Below are 16662 nucleotides of genomic sequence, written 5' to 3' on the forward strand. Positions count from 1 at the left end.
CTAATTTTTACATATTATATCACCATTTCTACAGTTTTGTCAAAATATTCTGACATTTAAGGAGGGCAAAAAAGCCAGCTTCAAGCTGACTCTTTATTCCATGGTATCAAAGGCAAGACTTGGTTTGGCATTGAGGTCCAAGTCTGCAAAGTTTTCTTTGTTCCACTCGCTGACGCTGGCATAGGCAATCATGCCTGCATTGTCTCCGCAGAGACGCAGGGGTGGAATGATGACCTTGACATCTGTGATTTCGGCTGCCAAGCGTTCTCTAAGACCTTTATTAGCTGCTACACCACCTGCGACAACTAGGGTTTTTACAGGGTATTTTTCTAAAGCTTTCTTGGTTTTTACCATGAGAATATCCATGACAGCTGCTTGGAAGGAAGCACACAAATCCTCTGTAGACAAGCTTTCTCCCTTTTGCTCAGCATTGTGGTGAAGATTGATAAAGGCAGATTTCAAACCTGAGAATGAGAACTCCAGATTGTCTTCCTTGATCATGGCACGAGGGAAGTCATAAACATCCTGACCTTGATGGGCCAACTCGTCAATCTCACGACCTGCTGGATAAGTCAAGCCCATGACACGACCGACCTTGTCATAAGCCTCCCCAACTGCATCGTCTCGTGTCTCCCCAACAATCTTGTAATCGCCAGCCTCTGACACATAGACCAACTCCGTGTGTCCTCCGCTGACCAAGAGTGCTAGGAGAGGAAACTCCAAAGTCTCCACACTCTGAGCTGCCATGAGGTGCCCAGCCATGTGGTTGACGGGGATAAGTGGCAAGCCATGCGCCCAAGCAAAGGCCTTGGCAGCTGACAAACCAACTAGCAGAGCTCCAACCAAGCCCGGTCCATAGGTAACCGCCACAGCTGTTATGTCCTCTTCGGTAATCCCTGCTTCTGCTAGCGCCTCCTCAATACAGGCTGTAATAACCTCGACATGGTGACGACTGGCCACTTCTGGCACTACACCCCCAAAACGTTTGTGACTCTCAATTTGACTCGCAATGACATTACTCAAAAGCTCAGTCTCATTCTTCAGAACCGCCACACTGGTCTCATCGCAAGATGTCTCAAAAGCTAAAATATATCTATCTTTCATGGATCTCTCTTTTCATGACAATCGCATCTTCTATCGGCGCATGGTAGTAGGCCTTCCGCCGCGCGATTTCTTCAAATTTTTCTTTTTTGTAAAATAGCAGAGCTGGCCTGTTCGACTCCCTCACTTCGAGGAAAATTTCTTTGTCGGCAGGCAAAAAGTCAAACAAGGCTGTCGCGATTTTCTGCCCCTGATAGCTAGGCAATATGGCAATCTGCAGGACTTCCGCTTCAAAGTCTGTTTCCTGCCATACTAAGAAGCCGACAAGTCGACTTTCATCTTCTGCTAGTGCACAACTGTTCACATCCGAACGCAGAACCTCTGCCACTTGGTCCGCTGTCCAAGGGCTGACCTCATAGACCGCAAGTAAGAGCTGTTCCAGCTCTTCTGCTAGAACTGCCACGTCCACATCCGAGCTGTCGCTCCATTTTCTCAACTTAATCATAGGCGCTGAATGTAAGAATCACTGGATTCCTTGTGATTCTTGAGCCAATTTTCCTCGGCTTCTACCCGCTTGAGATAGTTAGGAACAAAGTCATGAATGGACTGGGCAGGCAGGTCTAGACCGAGACGACCAATAGCTGCCGCATCTGGCAAGCTTGGCTGAATGGCAGCCTGAGGAAGAGCAGCTCCAATCTGCTCCGCAAAAACCGCTGTCTCTCCGACAAAGGTGACTGGTTGGTTAGTAGCGCCAGCTATTTCCAAAACCTCTGCCAAAGGCAGATGAGCCTCTGGCCGTACAACATGACCAGACTGGTAAAAGCCAGCATAAACATTATTGCGGCGGGCATCCATGATAGGAATGACCAAGCCTTCCGCCTGCTCTGGGACTAAAGCCAGCAAACTAGACACACCAACCAACTCGATGTTCAGAGTGTGAGCCAAGGTCTTAGCAGTTGCTACCGCAATTCGCAAACCTGTGTAGCTACCTGGTCCCTGAGCAACTACGATACGATCCAAATCCGTCGGCTTCATGTCCAGACTATTCGTCAGAAAATCAATAGCCGGCATCAGGGTAATGCTGTGGTTTTTCTTTATATTTAAAGTCATCTGCGCCAGCAAGGTCTCGTCCTCTAAAATCGCGAGCGTCAGCGCCTTACTTGACGTATCAAAAGCTGCAATCTTCATGCTTATCCTCTATTTTTCCTCTTGCCGCCAAAGTGAGCGGCGTTTTAATTTGTCTTCGTAGAAACTATCTACCAAAAATTCCTCTAAAATCTGGCTAAAAGCCTCCAAATTAGGCACTTGCTGCGCCAAGTGTTTTCCAAAAATCGCTTCTTGCTCAGCAATCTTGGGCAGCAAATCCGCTCCAGCAGCAGTCAAGCTCAAGCGAGAACTGCGCTTGTCCTTGCTAGAAATTTCTTTCTTGACCAAGCCTTTTTTAATCAAAGCCTGCACCAAGCGACTAGGGCTTTTTTCCTCACAAATCAGGGATTCCCCCAAGCCCTTGAGAGACAGCGGAGCATGTTCGCCCAAAACGAGCAAGACCTCGCTTTGATTGGGCGTAATTCCCAAAGGCTCTAGCAACTTCCCATATTCTCTCGTCGCTAAGCTCTCTGCACTTCTAAACAAATAACCAAATCGAATTCCTTCTGCTACCACGCTGCTCTCCTTTCAAAAATCACTTCTATACTATTTTACACTAGATTAGGTAAATTGTTGACAATTTTAGTTAAAAAATATAAAATCCTAAATAGATGATATGTCATCTATTTGCAAAAGGAGGAAAAACGGATGACCCCAAACCCTACAAATCAAAAACCAGCTAGAACAATGACCCACGCTTTTGTGACTGGTGCGACCGGTCTTTTAGGAAATAATCTCGTGCGTGCTCTGCTAAAAGAAAACATTCAAGTGACCGCTCTCGTTCGCTCCGAGGAAAAAGCGCGCAAACAATTTGCCGACCTGCCTATCCAGATTGTCAAGGGGGATATTTTAGAGCCCGAAAGCTATCGTGACTATTTAGCAGGCTGCGACAGCCTCTTTCATACCGCTGCTTTTTTCCGCGATAATTATAAAGGCGGCAAGCACTGGCAGGAGCTCTACTACACTAATATTATAGGCGCAAATAACCTCCTAGAAGCTGCTTACGAGGCTGGTATCCGCCAATTTGTCCATACTTCCTCCTGTGTCGTACTGGAAGGTGAGGCCAATCAGCTAATTGATGAAAGCATGTCTCGCTCAAAAGATACTCCTTTTGATTACTATCGCAGCAAGATTTTGAGTGAAGAGGCCGTTCGTGATTTCTTGGACAAGCATTCAGATGTTTTCGGTTGCTTTATCTTGCCGAGTGTAATGTTGGGGCCTAGAGACCTTGGTCCGACCTCCAGTGGGCAGCTGATTATCAATTTTGTAGAGCAAAAACTTCCAGGTATCTTAAAGGCTAGCTATAATATGGTGGATGCTAGAGATGTAGCAGATATTCATCTCCGCGCTATGAAATACGGACGCTCAAAGGAGCGCTATCTGGCAGTTGGACGGCAAGTGACCATGACAGAATTGTACCAAATACTGGAAAAAATCACTGGCGTTCCCGCCCCCAAGCGCAAGATCTCCCCTCTTTTCGTCAAAATCTATGCCCAAGCAAGTGAGCTCTACCACCGGCTCACCAAAAAACCAATTTTGGTTACCAATGAGCTCGCTCATCTCATGGCCGAAGAATATCTCAAAAGTAATTTTAGCTTTGCCAAAACCGAGAGCGAGCTAGGCGGACAGCATCGCCCTCTCGAAGAAAGCTTAGCTGACGTGGTAGATTGGTACCGCAAGCACGGCTATCTCTCATAAGATTAAAAATATCCAGAACAGGCATTTCAGGAATATGGAATCCGAATACTTTTAGACTAAATCACTCTTACATTTTCTTATCTCCACCTTTTACTATTCCCTTATTTTATGGTATAATTATTATAATTGTAACGAATCAGGATTAATCCACTACTCAGAATTAAATAAAAGAAAACAGCTAATCAGCTGTTGTTTTCTGCAGGTTAATCATGAAAATATGAAAGGAAATGTAATGATTTACAAAGTTTTTTATCAGGAAACAAAAGAGCGCAGTCCGCGCCGTGAAACAACACGCTCACTCTACCTAGACATCGATGCTAGCTCAGAACTTGAGGGCCGTATCGCTGCTCGCCAACTTGTCGAAGAAAACCGCCCAGAGTACAACATCGAGTATATCGAACTCTTGTCTGACAAATTGCTAGATTACGAAAAAGAAACTGGCGCTTTCGAGATTACGGAGTTCTAATATGGCCTACACTCTTAAACCTGAAGAAGTCGGCGTTTTTGCCATCGGTGGTCTGGGAGAAATCGGGAAAAACACATACGGAATTGAATACCAAGACGAGATTATCATCGTTGATGCTGGGATTAAATTTCCAGAAGATGACTTGCTAGGTATCGACTATGTCATTCCTGATTACTCTTACATCGTGGACAATATCGACCGCGTCAAGGCTGTCTTGATCACACACGGACACGAGGACCACATTGGTGGGATTCCTTTCCTGCTCAAGCAAGCAAATGTCCCTATCTACGCTGGACCACTTGCCTTAGCTTTGATCCGTGGAAAACTCGAAGAACACGGTCTCTTGCGCAACGCCAAACTTTACGAAATCAACCACAACACTGAGTTGACCTTTAAAAATCTCAAGGCAACTTTCTTTAGAACCACTCACTCTATTCCAGAGCCTTTAGGAATTGTCATTCATACCCCTCAAGGAAAAATCGTCTGTACGGGTGACTTTAAGTTTGACTTTACTCCAGTTGGGGAACCAGCGGACTTGCACCGTATGGCAGCCCTTGGTGAAGAAGGCGTACTCTGCCTCCTCTCTGACTCGACAAATGCAGAAGTCCCAACCTTTACCAACTCTGAAAAAGTCGTTGGTCAGTCCATCATGAAGATTATCCAAGGCATCGAAGGACGTATCATCTTTGCATCCTTTGCCTCAAATATCTTCCGTCTCCAGCAAGCAACAGATGCCGCTGTTAAGACTGGACGCAAGATTGCGGTCTTTGGTCGTTCTATGGAAAAGGCCATTGTCAACGGGATCGAGCTTGGCTACATCAAAGCTCCTAAGGGAACCTTTATCGAGCCAAATGAAATCAAAGACTACCCTGCAGGCGAGGTTCTTATCCTCTGTACAGGTAGTCAAGGTGAGCCGATGGCAGCCCTCTCTCGTATCGCTAACGGAACTCACCGTCAGGTGCAACTCCAACCCGGCGATACCGTTATCTTCTCTTCTAGCCCAATCCCTGGAAATACTACTAGCGTCAACAAGTTGATTAACATTATCTCAGAAGCTGGTGTCGAAGTCATCCACGGAAAGATTAACAATATCCACACCTCTGGACACGGTGGTCAGCAAGAGCAAAAACTCATGCTCCGCTTGATCAAGCCAAAATACTTCATGCCTGTCCATGGTGAATACCGCATGCAAAAAGTCCACGCTGGACTAGCGGTGGATACGGGTGTCGAGAAGGACAATATCTTTATCATGAGCAATGGTGATGTGCTTGCCCTTACTGCTAACTCAGCCCGTATCGCAGGGCACTTCAATGCCCAAGACATCTATGTCGATGGAAATCGTATCGGTGAAATCGGCGCTGCTGTCCTCAAAGACCGTCGTGATCTATCTGAAGATGGTGTCGTTCTAGCAGTCGCAACTGTTGACTTCAAGTCTAAAATGATCTTGTCTGGTCCTGACATCCTCAGCCGAGGCTTTGTCTACATGAGAGAATCTGGTGACTTGATTCGCCAAAGCCAGCGCATCCTCTTCAATGCAATTCGTATCGCGCTGAAGAATAAAGATGCTAGCGTGCAATCTGTCAATGGCGCCATTGTCAACGCCATTCGTCCTTTCCTCTATGAAAACACAGAACGTGAACCGATCATTATCCCGATGATCCTCACACCAGATGAAGAATAATACTCTTTGAAAATCAAATTCAAACCACGTCAGCTTCGCCTTGCCGTATATATGTTACTGACTTCGTCAGTTCTATCTACAACCTCAAAGCAGTGCTTTGAGCAACCTACGGCTAACTTTCTAGTTTGCTCTTTGATTTTCATTGAGTACAAGTCAACAAAACAGCTCCGTCTTCGGAGCTGTTTTTCTCTATGCTTTCTTTTCTTGATTTTTAGAAATACTACGATTTTTACCTTCAAGATACACCATCAAAATAGAAATATCTGCTGGGTTTACTCCCGAAATACGACTGGCTTGGCCGATAGTTTCTGGATTGATAAGTTTGAACTTCTGACGAGCTTCTGTCGCGATAGAGTCAATATCATCCCAGTCGATATTGGCTGGAATGCGTTTTTCTTCCATTCGTTTCATCTTGGCAACCTGGTCCATGGCTTTGGAAATATAACCTTCGTACTTGATTTCTGTTTCAATTAATTCGATAATCTTGTCATCCAAATCCTCAGTAGCTGGTCCGATAAAGGCCACTACATCTTGGTAAGAAACTTCTGGACGGCGAAGGAATTCCTTGGCTGTCACTGCATCTGTCAACGGCTTGAATCCCATCGCTTCAACCTTAGCGTTCGTTTCCTTGACTGGCTTGAGTTTGATGCTGTCTAGGCGTTTCATCTCATTGTCAAATTGATTTTTCTTAATCTCAAAACGGGCCCAGCGTTCATCATCAACGAGACCAATCTCACGACCCATCTCAGTCAAACGCATATCAGCATTGTCATGACGGAGGATGAGACGGTATTCAGCACGACTGGTTAAGAGACGGTAAGGTTCAATAGTTCCCTTGGTCACCAAGTCGTCAATCATGACCCCGATATAGCCGTCACTGCGCTTCAAAATCAATTCAGGCTTGCCTTGAATTTTCAAAGCCGCATTGATACCAGCGATAATCCCTTGGCCAGCAGCTTCTTCGTAACCAGATGTCCCATTTGTCTGACCAGCTGTGAAAAGTCCTGAGATTTTCTTGGTTTCCAGAGTCGCACGCAACTGATGAGGCAAGACCATGTCATACTCGATAGCATAACCAGTTCGCATCATTTCTGCATTTTCCAAACCTTTGATGGAATGAACCAGCTCGCGTTGTACATCCTCAGGCAGACTGGTTGACAAGCCTTGGACATAGACTTCCTCTGTATTGCGTCCTTCTGGCTCAAGGAAGAGCTGGTGGCGTTCCTTGTCCGCAAAGCGCACAATCTTATCCTCTATCGACGGGCAATAACGAGGGCCCACTCCCTTAACCACACCTGTAAACATAGGCGCACGGTGGAGGTTATTTTGGATAATCTCATGACTGGTACCATTGGTGTAGGTCAACCAGCATGGAACTTGGTCTTTGACATAATCCTCATCACGCGAAGTATAAGAGAAGTGATTGGGTGCTTCATCTCCTGGCTGGATTTCTGTCACATCGTAGTTGATAGAAGAAGCCTTGACACGCGGAGGTGTACCTGTCTTGAAACGACCGATTTCGAGTCCCAGTTCCTTGAGATTGTCAGCAAGGTTAATCGAAGCCAAGCTGTGGTTTGGTCCTGATGAGTACTTGAGGTCTCCGATGATAATTTCCCCACGGAGGGCTGTTCCTGTCGTCACGATAACGGCCTTTGCAGCATACTCTTGATGGGTCGCTGTACGAACACCGACAACCTTGCCATCTTCCACCAAAATCTCATCAATCATGGTCTGACGAAGGGTCAGATTTTCTTGATTTTCAACCGTCTTGCGCATTTCCTTAGAGTAAAGTTCCTTGTCAGCCTGCGCCCGAAGGGCGCGAACAGCTGGACCTTTCCCAGTGTTGAGCATCTTCATCTGGATGTAAGTCTTGTCAATGGTCTTGGCCATCTCGCCACCGAGAGCATCTACCTCACGCACGACAATTCCCTTGGCAGAACCTCCGATAGAAGGATTACAAGGCATGAACGCCAGCATTTCAATATTGATAGTCGCAAGCAGAACCTTACAGCCCATACGGCTAGCGGCCAAGGAAGCCTCAACCCCAGCGTGTCCCGCACCAATTACAATAATATCGTATTCTTCCGTAAAATTATAAGTCATTTTCTCTCCTATTCCTCAAGATGAATGTGTCTTAGTTGGCCGTCCCAATCCGGCAGGGCTGTTTTTAAAAAGGCTGGAACTAGCTGGATATTCTGGAGTTCATCCAAGTCAATCCACTCACAAGGCTGCATTTTTTCGTCTTCCTGCATGGTCAATGGAGCATCTTCCAGCAAGTCTACCAAATAATGAAACTCGATGTTGTGATAGGAAACACCGTCTTGTTCAAAACGATTTTCAACCACGAAAGCTAGCTGTCCAGCTTGAGCTTTGACACCCAGTTCTTCCTTCACTTCACGGACTACCGCGTCTTTCGTGCTTTCATTGACTTGAATCGCACCGCCAATAGTGTAATACTTACCCTTATCTTTGGTAACTAGGAGCTTGCCATTTTGAAGAATTAAGGCTGTCGCTCGAACGCCAAAAACTGTATTTTCCACTTTTGTCCGAAAGTCTTGTTGAGTCATTTTTATCCTTTCCCTTAAACGACACAAAAACAGTCAAAACTCGTAAGAAGTGCAGGACAAAAAAAGCCTGCAACATCCATGAGCTTTGACCATCATTTCTATTGCTTTTATTATTGTAGCAAATTGAGAAAATTTGTCAATCTAAATGTACTGACAAACTTGTCCATCGCGGTAGGCATTGTCAATCAAACCGCCACCTAGACACTCTTCGCCATCGTAAAAGACAACTGCCTGCCCGGGTGTGATCGCGCGTTGCGGTTCCGCAAAGATGACCTCTGCCTTGTCTCCTTTGACATGTACTGTCACCTTAGAATCAGGCTGACGGTAGCGGAATTTAGCCGTACATTCTAGCGTAAATTCCTCTGGCATCTCACGAGTAAAATGAACTTGACTGGCTTCTAGGCTGGTTGACATAAGCGAATCATGATAGAAACCTTGGCCGACATAGAGGATATTCTTGCTCAGGTCTTTTCCAACAACGAACCAAGGAGCATTGTCACCGCCGTGTTGGCCACCGATACCAAGTCCGCCACGCTGACCGATTGTATAATACATCAGACCTGCATGCTCGCCCATATCGCGACCATCCACAGTCATCATGCGACCAGGCTGAGCTGGCAGATAGTTGCTGAGAAAGTTTTTAAAGTTCTTTTCTCCGATAAAGCAAATCCCTGTCGAGTCTTTCTTCTTAGCAGTCGCAAGACCTGCTTCTTCTGCTAGTTTTCGTACTTCAGGCTTTTCCAAATGCCCCAGTGGGAACATAGTTTTTTGGAGTTGTTCTTGCGAAAGTTGACTGAGGAAATAGGTCTGGTCCTTCCCATTGTCCACGCCACGAAGCATGTGAACGATGCCATCCTCATCACGCGCCACTCGAGCATAATGCCCAGTCGCTACATAGTCTGCACCCAAGGTCATAGCATAGTCCAAAAAGGCCTTGAACTTGATTTCCTTGTTACACATAACATCTGGATTTGGCGTGCGCCCTGCACGGTATTCCGCTAGGAAATACTCAAAAACGCGGTCCCAGTACTCTTTTTCAAAATTGACAGAGTAGTAAGGAATGCCGATCTGGTCTGCCACCGCAGCCACATCCTTATAATCTTCGGTCGCCGTACAGACGCCGTTTTCATCTGTGTCATCCCAGTTCTTCATGAAGATACCGATCACATCGTAACCCTGCTCTTTAAGCAAGAGAGCCGTCACCGACGAATCAACACCACCACTCATCCCCACAACAACACGTGTTTTAGAGTTATCACTCATGGTAAGTCTCCCATCTATTCGTTTATTCATACCCTCAAAATTCTATTTACTAAGACTTTCAATAGAATTTCTTCGAGTATAGTCTTTTCGTTTGCTTTTAGGAGTAAAATGGTCTGGGAGACCATTTTAGCCTATCATCTTAAAATGAAAATATGATAGGCAACGAGTCGCAGGCATAACTCGAGTTAGGTAAGACGAGTTAACGACGTAATAAAAGATAAACGAAATGACTAGTTCACGATTGAAGGTCGTGTGTGCTTTAACGATTGAAGGTCGCTTGAGCAGTATTCATTATAACACGCTTGGTTGGAGAAGACAAGAAAGAGGCTGATAAATCATCTCAGCCTCTCTTTCTTACTTTGCAAACGAATCAATTTCCCCTTTTAAGTTCTTTCTTCGCTTGTTCTATCTGGTATTTCACTTGCTCAAAGCCGGTTCCTCCTAAGGAATTTCTCCTCTGAACAGCGGTTTCTGGACGCAAGTAGATATAAATATCCTCTTCAATCAAGGGATGGTAGACTTGCAACTCCTTCAAATCCCAATCTTGGATATTTTTACTATGCTTGATAGAGTCTAGAACCAATTTCCCTACAATTTCATGCGCTTCTCTAAAGGGAAGACCTTTTTCAGCCAAATAATCTGCCAGTTCGGTCGCATTTGAAAAATCATTCTCTGTGGATTGCTGCATTTTGGCCTCATTAACCTGCATGCTCGATAGCATACCTGCCAGCACATCCAGAGAATTTAAAATCGTTTCTACTGTATCAAACATGCCTTCCTTGTCCTCTTGCAAATCCTTATTATAAGCCAGAGGCAGAGACTTCATGACGGTCAATAGTCCAAGCAAGTGCCCGTAAACTCGTCCTGTCTTCCCTCGAATCAATTCGGCCATATCAGGATTTTTCTTCTGGGGCATGATAGACGAACCCGTTGAAAAGCTATCAGACAAGCTAATGTACTGATACTCAAAACTGCACCAATTGATGATTTCCTCACAAAAACGACTCATATGCATCATCAAAATGCTGGCATTTGATAGAAATTCTAAGATGAAATCACGGTCACTCACTGCGTCCAAGGAATTGGTATAGGGGTGTTGGAAACCCAATAAATCACTCGATAATTGACGATCGATTGGAAAAGTTGTCCCCGCCAATGCAGCCGCACCCAGGGGAGATAGGTCCGTATGTTTCAAGTTAAATGCAAAGCGCTCGCTATCCCTTTGAAACATATTGTAATAAGCCATGAGATGATGGGCAAAACTAATCGGTTGGGCGTGCTGCAAATGAGTATAGCCTGGCATGATGGTTTCCACATGTTTTTCAGCCAAATCCAGCAAAACACTGTTCAGATTCGCCAACTTATCCAAGACATGGCCAAGTTGCTCCTTTAGATATAAGTGCATATCTGTTGCGACTTGGTCATTCCGAGAACGAGCCGTGTGCAGTTTCCCAGCCAGAGGACCGATTTTCTCTGTCAGTAACACTTCCATATTCATATGAATATCTTCATTTGCAATATCAAAATGAAGCTCTCCTGCCTCTAAATCTCGCAACAAAGCTTGCAGACCATCTTGGATCTGCTCTGCCTCTTCCAAGCTCAAAATGCCAGTCTGTCCTAGCATTTGAATATGAGCTAGGGAACCCATCAAATCAAATTTTGCCAGCTGGTGGTCAAAGGAAATACTCGCACCGAACTGTTCTACCCACTCTTCCACAGTGCCTTCAAATCGACCACCCCATAATTTTGTATTTTTCGGCATATCCTGTCGTCCCTTTCTATCGCGTCACTACTCAACATTTTTCTGAACTTCTGAATAAACCTTAGTCGGAAGCCCCCAAAGCTTGATAAATCCAACAGCCGCATCTTGGTCAAAGGTATCCGCACTAGTATAAGTCGCCAGATTTTCATCGTAAAGAGAATTTGGAGATTTCCGCGCCACTACCTGGGCGTTTCCCTTGTAAAGTTTAACTTTTGCAGTTCCATTGACAACTTTCTGTGTCTCCTTGATATAGGCAATCAAAGCCTGAGTTGCTGGGCTAAACCACAAGGCATTATAGATGAGATTGGACAACTCATTTTCGATAATGGGTTTGAAATGAGCCACTTCTCTCACAAGAGTCAAGTCCTCAATCTCCTTATGAGCTGCCAATAAGGTCACAGCACCTGGGCACTCATAAATCTCTCTTGACTTAATACCGACTAGGCGATTTTCCACATGGTCAATACGACCAACACCGTGTTTGCCTGCAATTTCATTGAGCTTTTGAATCAAAGCCGCCACTTTCATCTTTTCTCCATTGAGGGAAATGGGCACCCCACAGCTAAACTCAATGTCAATAAATTCTGGACTGTCTGGTGCCTCTTCTGGAGAAGATGTGATCCCAAATGCTTCTTCTGGCGCTTGGTTCCAAGGGTTTTCCAAGACACCACATTCATTTGCACGACCCCAAAGATTTTGATCGACAGAGTAAGGATTGTCAAGGTCAGCAGGAACTGGAACACCGTTTTCTTTGGCATATTGGATTTCTTCTTCACGAGACCATTTCCACTCACGAACAGGCGCAACTACTTTTAAATTGGGATCCAAAGCCGCAATAGAGACTTCAAACCGAACTTGGTCGTTTCCCTTACCTGTACAACCATGGGCAATTGTGGTTGCCCCCGTCTGATGAGCTATTTCAACGAGTTTTTTTGAAATAAGAGGGCGACTCAGAGCAGATACCAAGGGATACTTTTGTTCATAGTAGGCATGTGCCTGAAGGGCCACTAAAACATAGTCATTAGCGAATTCTTCCTTAACATCAATGACATAAGACTCTACAGCCCCAACCTTGAGAGCTTTATCGTGGATGAACTCCAAATCTTTTCCTTCACCCACATCCATACAAACAGCGATCACATCATAGTCTTTTTTTAACCATGTAATAGCAACTGATGTATCCAATCCACCTGAATAGGCTAAAATGACCTTTTCCTTACTCATTTCTCTTCCTTCTTTCTATTTTTCGATAGAGGCTTTAAAAGCATCGTCAATCAATTTGTCCAACTCCCCAGAATCCTTCAACTTCTGGATGGTTTTGTCAACCGCCTCTTTTAATTCTTTACTGTCTTTTTTCATCGCAACAGCGTAGGAATCTTCTTTATCATTGTCAAAATCAAACTCAGCGATGGCTAGGTCTGGATTATTCTCTACAAATCCTTTCGCCACTGGTTCTTCAAAGATAACCGCATCCAGTTGCCCTGATTTCAAATCTATTATCAAATTTCCATTTTTAGGAAGTGAAACGAGAGAAGAAGCCTGCAAGGTTTCTTTAGCCAGAGTTTCCTGGATAGAACCTTTCTGCGCTCCAACCTTTTTCTGAGCCAAATCCTTGACTGATTGGTAATTCGTTAATTCAGATTTTCTTACGATAACCTTATTTTTCGAAGTGTAGTAGGGAATTGAAAAATCGTAAACTTGACTTCTCTCTTCCGTTTTAGAAACACCTGATATGGCAAGATCGGCCTTGCCTGAATCAAGACTAGCCAGTACATTGTCAAAACTCATTGGAGAGAACTCCACTTCTACACCTAGTTCTTTTGCGATGGCTTTGGCTAGCTCAACATCTGAACCTACAATCTGATTTTTCCCATCGACCAATTTCTGATATTCAAATGGAGCAAACTCTGGATTTAGGGCCACCACCAATTTCCCTTTAGCCTTAATAGCTTCAACACCTTGGGATTGAGTGTTACTACAAGCAAATAATAAGGGGAACATAAGCAAACCAAACATCGTCATCAACACCTTCTTCACTTTATTCATAGAAGAGCCTCCTTTTATTTTTATACTTTATTATTGTATAAATAATACTCCTCTCGTTTTCGTTTGTCAAGGAAAAACTGTATTTTATTTCATTTTAATCAAGAAAAAGCTTATTATATGATATATTTTTACATATAATAAGCTTATTTATACTATTTGGTTTTTTAAAAATACAATTGTCCAATTACAGGTAAGATGAAGAGTTCAACGAACTCTCCACATTCTCTTTCACAATTCAATGACTCGATGGCACTGTTCGGCCACATAGGCATCGTGGGTAACGATAATGACCGTTTTCCCTTCCTTGTTCATATCTAAGAGAAAATTTAAAACCAAATCTCGATTTTCAGGATCTAGAGAACCGGTTGGTTCATCTGCTAAAAGGAGCTGACTCGGTTTTAAAATGGCTCTAGCAACTGCGATTCGTTGCTGTTCCCCTCCAGATAACTCTGAAACCTTCTGATGTAGAGTTGATGACAATCCCACTCTCTCTAAAATTTCTTCTATCTTTTTGACTTTGTCCTTCTTGGATAATTTTACATACTTTAGAGCGAGCATGAGATTATACTCTACTGTTTCATTATCAATCAGAGCAAAGTTTTGAAACAGATAGGAGATATGTTCGCGGATAATCGCTTGCGACTTAACAGAATTGACAGGTACATTTTGCTGACCGAAAATTTCATAATGTCCACTGTAATCGCCATCTATCAAACCCAAAAGATTTAACAAGGTTGACTTGCCACTGCCACTTTTTCCAACAATGGCAACTAAATCTCCTTGGTTAATTTTTAGAGATAAGTTCTCCAAAATAACTTTTTCCCCAATGGTTTTCGTAACATTTTCCAACTTTATCATAAGTGATCCCCTTTCAATAACTGCACTACATTTCGTTTTTCCATCTTAGAACCCAAGAAAAGCACAAACAGGATATCTAAGCCTGTAAATCCTGCAAAAAGTAGGAGCGGGAAAAGTGCCTGTGTAAAGAATAGCAGGGCTACAAAAGGAAGGCTATAGACAGCTAATAGAAGACCCAGCAAGGAACGATACCGATCTATCAATTTCCAGCCCATAAACTTCTTGGTAATAATATCTGTTCGCTTCAATAAGAAAGTTGTTACTAGTAAGAAGTAGGAAATCATCATACTAAGAAGACCAACCAAAGCAAAGAGTATGTTGAAATTCCGAACAGCATCTCGATAAGAATCTACTTTCTCTTGTTGAATGGCTTGAATAGATGAAAATTTTAAATAATTCCCATCTGATAATTTCTCAACTAACGCTGTCACCTCTTTTTGATGTTGAGCTGTATTTTCGATTTTAATGGGATTATTTAAACCTGTTGTTGACAGGGAAGCTTTTTCATCCCACATCATATCAGAATCATTGACCAAGCTAATAATTGGATTGTAGAGATTTTCCTTTCGCTTCTCGTTATAAGGGAAAAATGACCAATCTCCTTCATAATAGGCAATCTCGACATCCACCTCCTCTATCCTTCGTTTTTGCTGCTCTTCATACTTCATTGATTGATAGGTAATCAACTTCCCCAAGAGCTGGTTTTTCTCTTCTTCACCTTTCGTACTTGCTGGCATCAAAATAACTTTTTTAGTGCCGGTATCGGGTAACTTGAATCCCTTGCTCTTTAGAAAATTGCGATTAGCATAGTACACATCCACCGTATCTGTTAACTGATATTGCTGAATCTGTTCTGATTTGACAAAATTTTTTACAGGAAGACTGCTACTTTGCACATAGCCCGCCTGCGTTTTTTCTACCAAATCCAGATAAAATCGATAGAAATAATCCACTGCTTGCCCTGAGCCTGCCAACTGCTCTTGCCACAGGTTATCATTGAGTTGGAAAGTTTCTAAGGTCAGATAATTTCCTTGACTGATCCACTGTTTCTGGTAATCCAACTCTTTGTTTTCTTGCTCCAAACTTTTCCCCACCCCAACTAGCAAGACTGTCAGTAAAATGGTAGTTCCAATTTTCATCAAATAATTAAAGAGTAAACCAAATTTGAAAGATGAAAAACCTTTCAGCAGAGAGCTGATTGTCATTTTTTGGATTAAGAGATAAGTCAACCAACTGATAAAGAGATAAAGCTGCAAAAGCAAAAAATGAGACAACCACAGCATAGGGAACAAATCATTCGGCTTATAATCAAGCAAGAAACACACTCCTAGATTGATCACAAGCGCCCCACCTAGGAGGAGGTAGAGGTTGCCTTTCACAACATCAGCTAAAACAGCCCGATCTTGAAAACCAAGTAATTTTTGTACCCCAACTCTTTTCATCTCCATCATCGGCTGATACACTGTTACTAAGACAAGAAGCAAAATAGCCAAGACAAAAATAATAGCAGATAAGAGCAAATCTCGATTTAAGACTTCCACTGCACTTTTATAGTTTGGCTCTAGCAAGGTAGCCTGGTCTATATTGAAAAAATCGCTCCATTTCTGTACAATCCTATCCTTGTCCATCTTTTGTGTAGAAGTTATCGTATAGCGACCATTTAAACTACGAGATGTATCCTTGATATAGGTTTGAAAAGTCATAAGCTGAATAGGTTTGGCTTTTAGAAAGGTCGGAATCGTACCAAGTTTATTGGAAATTTCTTTATTACTGTAAACTCCCTCACCATCTGTGGTAAAATCAAGGGAAGAAAGTCCAAACTCTTGGTAGGGGAAGGTATCTTTATCAAAAACACCAGACTTGATCACCTCATCACCACTGTCTGTTTTGATGATGGAGACTTTGTACTCCTTTGATACATCCTCAAAAAATCGAAGAACAGATTCTGCAGGTTCATTGACATCTTTCAAGTATACATCCAAAGAACTCGCTGTCTTTCCCATTTCCTGAATCCGAACCACTTCTCGTGTGTAGTTTACATTAAAAACAAAAAAAGTAGTACAGAGAAGCAGGAGTAACATACAGAAATTACTGATTTTTTTCATAAAGATACCTCCAATAAAGTTCTCCCTCT

Annotated in this window: 15 protein-coding genes; 3 read left to right on the top strand and 12 right to left on the bottom strand. The window is 43.4% G+C overall.

Annotated features, from left to right (window positions below):
* Positions 1-93: 93 nt before the first annotated feature.
* Genes tsaD through SOR_RS08975 form a run of 4 tightly spaced genes read right to left on the bottom strand, consistent with a single transcriptional unit; the run spans position 94 to position 2703 of the window.
* A complete protein-coding gene (gene tsaD / locus SOR_RS08960) occupies positions 94-1104 on the bottom strand; it encodes a tRNA (adenosine(37)-N6)-threonylcarbamoyltransferase complex transferase subunit TsaD (RefSeq protein WP_000655083.1) in 1011 nt (336 codons plus the stop codon).
* Positions 1094-1546 (bottom strand): ribosomal protein S18-alanine N-acetyltransferase, encoded by a 453-nt coding sequence (gene rimI / locus SOR_RS08965; RefSeq protein ID WP_000593857.1) that lies wholly within the window; start codon positions 1544-1546, stop codon positions 1094-1096. The genes tsaD and rimI overlap by 11 nt, the downstream gene beginning before the upstream one ends.
* On the bottom strand, positions 1543-2229 hold the full coding sequence (tsaB, locus tag SOR_RS08970) for a tRNA (adenosine(37)-N6)-threonylcarbamoyltransferase complex dimerization subunit type 1 TsaB (protein WP_000683867.1): 687 nt from the start codon (positions 2227-2229) through the stop codon (positions 1543-1545). The genes rimI and tsaB overlap by 4 nt, the downstream gene beginning before the upstream one ends.
* A gap of 9 nt (positions 2230-2238) precedes the next feature.
* A complete protein-coding gene (locus SOR_RS08975; protein WP_000225125.1) occupies positions 2239-2703 on the bottom strand; it encodes a MarR family winged helix-turn-helix transcriptional regulator in 465 nt (154 codons plus the stop codon).
* A gap of 132 nt (positions 2704-2835) precedes the next feature.
* On the opposite strand from SOR_RS08975, the gene SOR_RS08980 reads away from it, so the two are divergent.
* From SOR_RS08980 to rnjA, 3 genes are all read left to right on the top strand, one after another.
* Positions 2836-3885 carry an SDR family oxidoreductase gene (locus tag SOR_RS08980; protein WP_000188663.1) on the top strand — a complete coding sequence of 350 codons (1050 nt, stop codon included), beginning with the start codon at positions 2836-2838 and terminating at the stop codon, positions 3883-3885.
* 232 nt (positions 3886-4117) lie between these two features.
* Positions 4118-4351: a DNA-dependent RNA polymerase subunit epsilon gene (locus SOR_RS08985; RefSeq protein ID WP_000639587.1), complete on the top strand. Its 234-nt coding sequence runs from the start codon at positions 4118-4120 to the stop codon at positions 4349-4351.
* 1 nt (position 4352) lies between these two features.
* Entirely contained in the window at positions 4353-6032 is a 1680-nt protein-coding gene (gene rnjA, locus SOR_RS08990) for a ribonuclease J1 (RefSeq protein ID WP_000331970.1), read from the top strand.
* 189 nt (positions 6033-6221) lie between these two features.
* Here rnjA and mnmG read toward each other — a convergent pair whose 3' ends face one another.
* From mnmG to SOR_RS09035, 8 genes are all read right to left on the bottom strand, one after another.
* Positions 6222-8135, bottom strand: a complete 1914-nt coding sequence (gene mnmG, locus SOR_RS09000; protein WP_000221913.1) for a tRNA uridine-5-carboxymethylaminomethyl(34) synthesis enzyme MnmG — start codon at positions 8133-8135, stop codon at positions 6222-6224.
* 8 nt (positions 8136-8143) lie between these two features.
* A complete protein-coding gene (locus tag SOR_RS09005) occupies positions 8144-8599 on the bottom strand; it encodes an NUDIX hydrolase (RefSeq protein WP_000193641.1) in 456 nt (151 codons plus the stop codon).
* Between the two features lie 141 nt (positions 8600-8740).
* Positions 8741-9862, bottom strand: a complete 1122-nt coding sequence (mnmA, locus tag SOR_RS09010; protein ID WP_001282939.1) for a tRNA 2-thiouridine(34) synthase MnmA — start codon at positions 9860-9862, stop codon at positions 8741-8743.
* Positions 9863-10232: 370 nt separating this feature from the next.
* Positions 10233-11624: an argininosuccinate lyase gene (gene argH / locus SOR_RS09015; protein ID WP_001125693.1), complete on the bottom strand. Its 1392-nt coding sequence runs from the start codon at positions 11622-11624 to the stop codon at positions 10233-10235.
* Positions 11625-11651: 27 nt separating this feature from the next.
* The gene (locus tag SOR_RS09020; RefSeq protein WP_000031904.1) at positions 11652-12848 is read right to left on the bottom strand and encodes an argininosuccinate synthase; all 1197 of its coding nucleotides are present in this window, start codon (positions 12846-12848) and stop codon (positions 11652-11654) included.
* 15 nt (positions 12849-12863) lie between these two features.
* Positions 12864-13670 carry an ABC transporter substrate-binding protein gene (locus tag SOR_RS09025; RefSeq protein WP_001045249.1) on the bottom strand — a complete coding sequence of 269 codons (807 nt, stop codon included), beginning with the start codon at positions 13668-13670 and terminating at the stop codon, positions 12864-12866.
* Between the two features lie 228 nt (positions 13671-13898).
* Positions 13899-14528 (bottom strand): ABC transporter ATP-binding protein, encoded by a 630-nt coding sequence (locus SOR_RS09030; protein WP_000593108.1) that lies wholly within the window; start codon positions 14526-14528, stop codon positions 13899-13901.
* Positions 14525-16633, bottom strand: a complete 2109-nt coding sequence (locus SOR_RS09035) for a bacteriocin-associated integral membrane family protein (protein ID WP_000724251.1) — start codon at positions 16631-16633, stop codon at positions 14525-14527. The genes SOR_RS09030 and SOR_RS09035 overlap by 4 nt, the downstream gene beginning before the upstream one ends.
* Positions 16634-16662: the final 29 nt, after the last annotated feature.

Origin of the sequence: Streptococcus oralis Uo5, from assembly GCF_000253155.1 — a bacterium.
Lineage (GTDB): Bacteria > Bacillota > Bacilli > Lactobacillales > Streptococcaceae > Streptococcus > Streptococcus oralis_L.

Excerpts from the sequence above, each read along its gene's own strand:
- tsaD (WP_000655083.1), bottom strand. The coding sequence starts at position 1,104 with ATGAAAGATAGATATATTTTAGCTTTTGAGACATCTTGCGATGAGACC.
- rimI (WP_000593857.1), bottom strand. The coding sequence starts at position 1,546 with ATGATTAAGTTGAGAAAATGGAGCGACAGCTCGGATGTGGACGTGGCA.
- tsaB (WP_000683867.1), bottom strand. The coding sequence starts at position 2,229 with ATGAAGATTGCAGCTTTTGATACGTCAAGTAAGGCGCTGACGCTCGCG.
- SOR_RS08980 (WP_000188663.1), top strand. The coding sequence starts at position 2,836 with ATGACCCCAAACCCTACAAATCAAAAACCAGCTAGAACAATGACCCAC.
- SOR_RS08985 (WP_000639587.1), top strand. The coding sequence starts at position 4,118 with ATGATTTACAAAGTTTTTTATCAGGAAACAAAAGAGCGCAGTCCGCGC.
- rnjA (WP_000331970.1), top strand. The coding sequence starts at position 4,353 with ATGGCCTACACTCTTAAACCTGAAGAAGTCGGCGTTTTTGCCATCGGT.
- mnmG (WP_000221913.1), bottom strand. The coding sequence starts at position 8,135 with ATGACTTATAATTTTACGGAAGAATACGATATTATTGTAATTGGTGCG.
- SOR_RS09005 (WP_000193641.1), bottom strand. The coding sequence starts at position 8,599 with ATGACTCAACAAGACTTTCGGACAAAAGTGGAAAATACAGTTTTTGGC.
- mnmA (WP_001282939.1), bottom strand. The coding sequence starts at position 9,862 with ATGAGTGATAACTCTAAAACACGTGTTGTTGTGGGGATGAGTGGTGGT.
- argH (WP_001125693.1), bottom strand. The coding sequence starts at position 11,624 with ATGCCGAAAAATACAAAATTATGGGGTGGTCGATTTGAAGGCACTGTG.
- SOR_RS09020 (WP_000031904.1), bottom strand. The coding sequence starts at position 12,848 with ATGAGTAAGGAAAAGGTCATTTTAGCCTATTCAGGTGGATTGGATACA.
- SOR_RS09025 (WP_001045249.1), bottom strand. The coding sequence starts at position 13,670 with ATGAATAAAGTGAAGAAGGTGTTGATGACGATGTTTGGTTTGCTTATG.
- SOR_RS09030 (WP_000593108.1), bottom strand. The coding sequence starts at position 14,528 with ATGATAAAGTTGGAAAATGTTACGAAAACCATTGGGGAAAAAGTTATT.
- SOR_RS09035 (WP_000724251.1), bottom strand. The coding sequence starts at position 16,633 with ATGAAAAAAATCAGTAATTTCTGTATGTTACTCCTGCTTCTCTGTACT.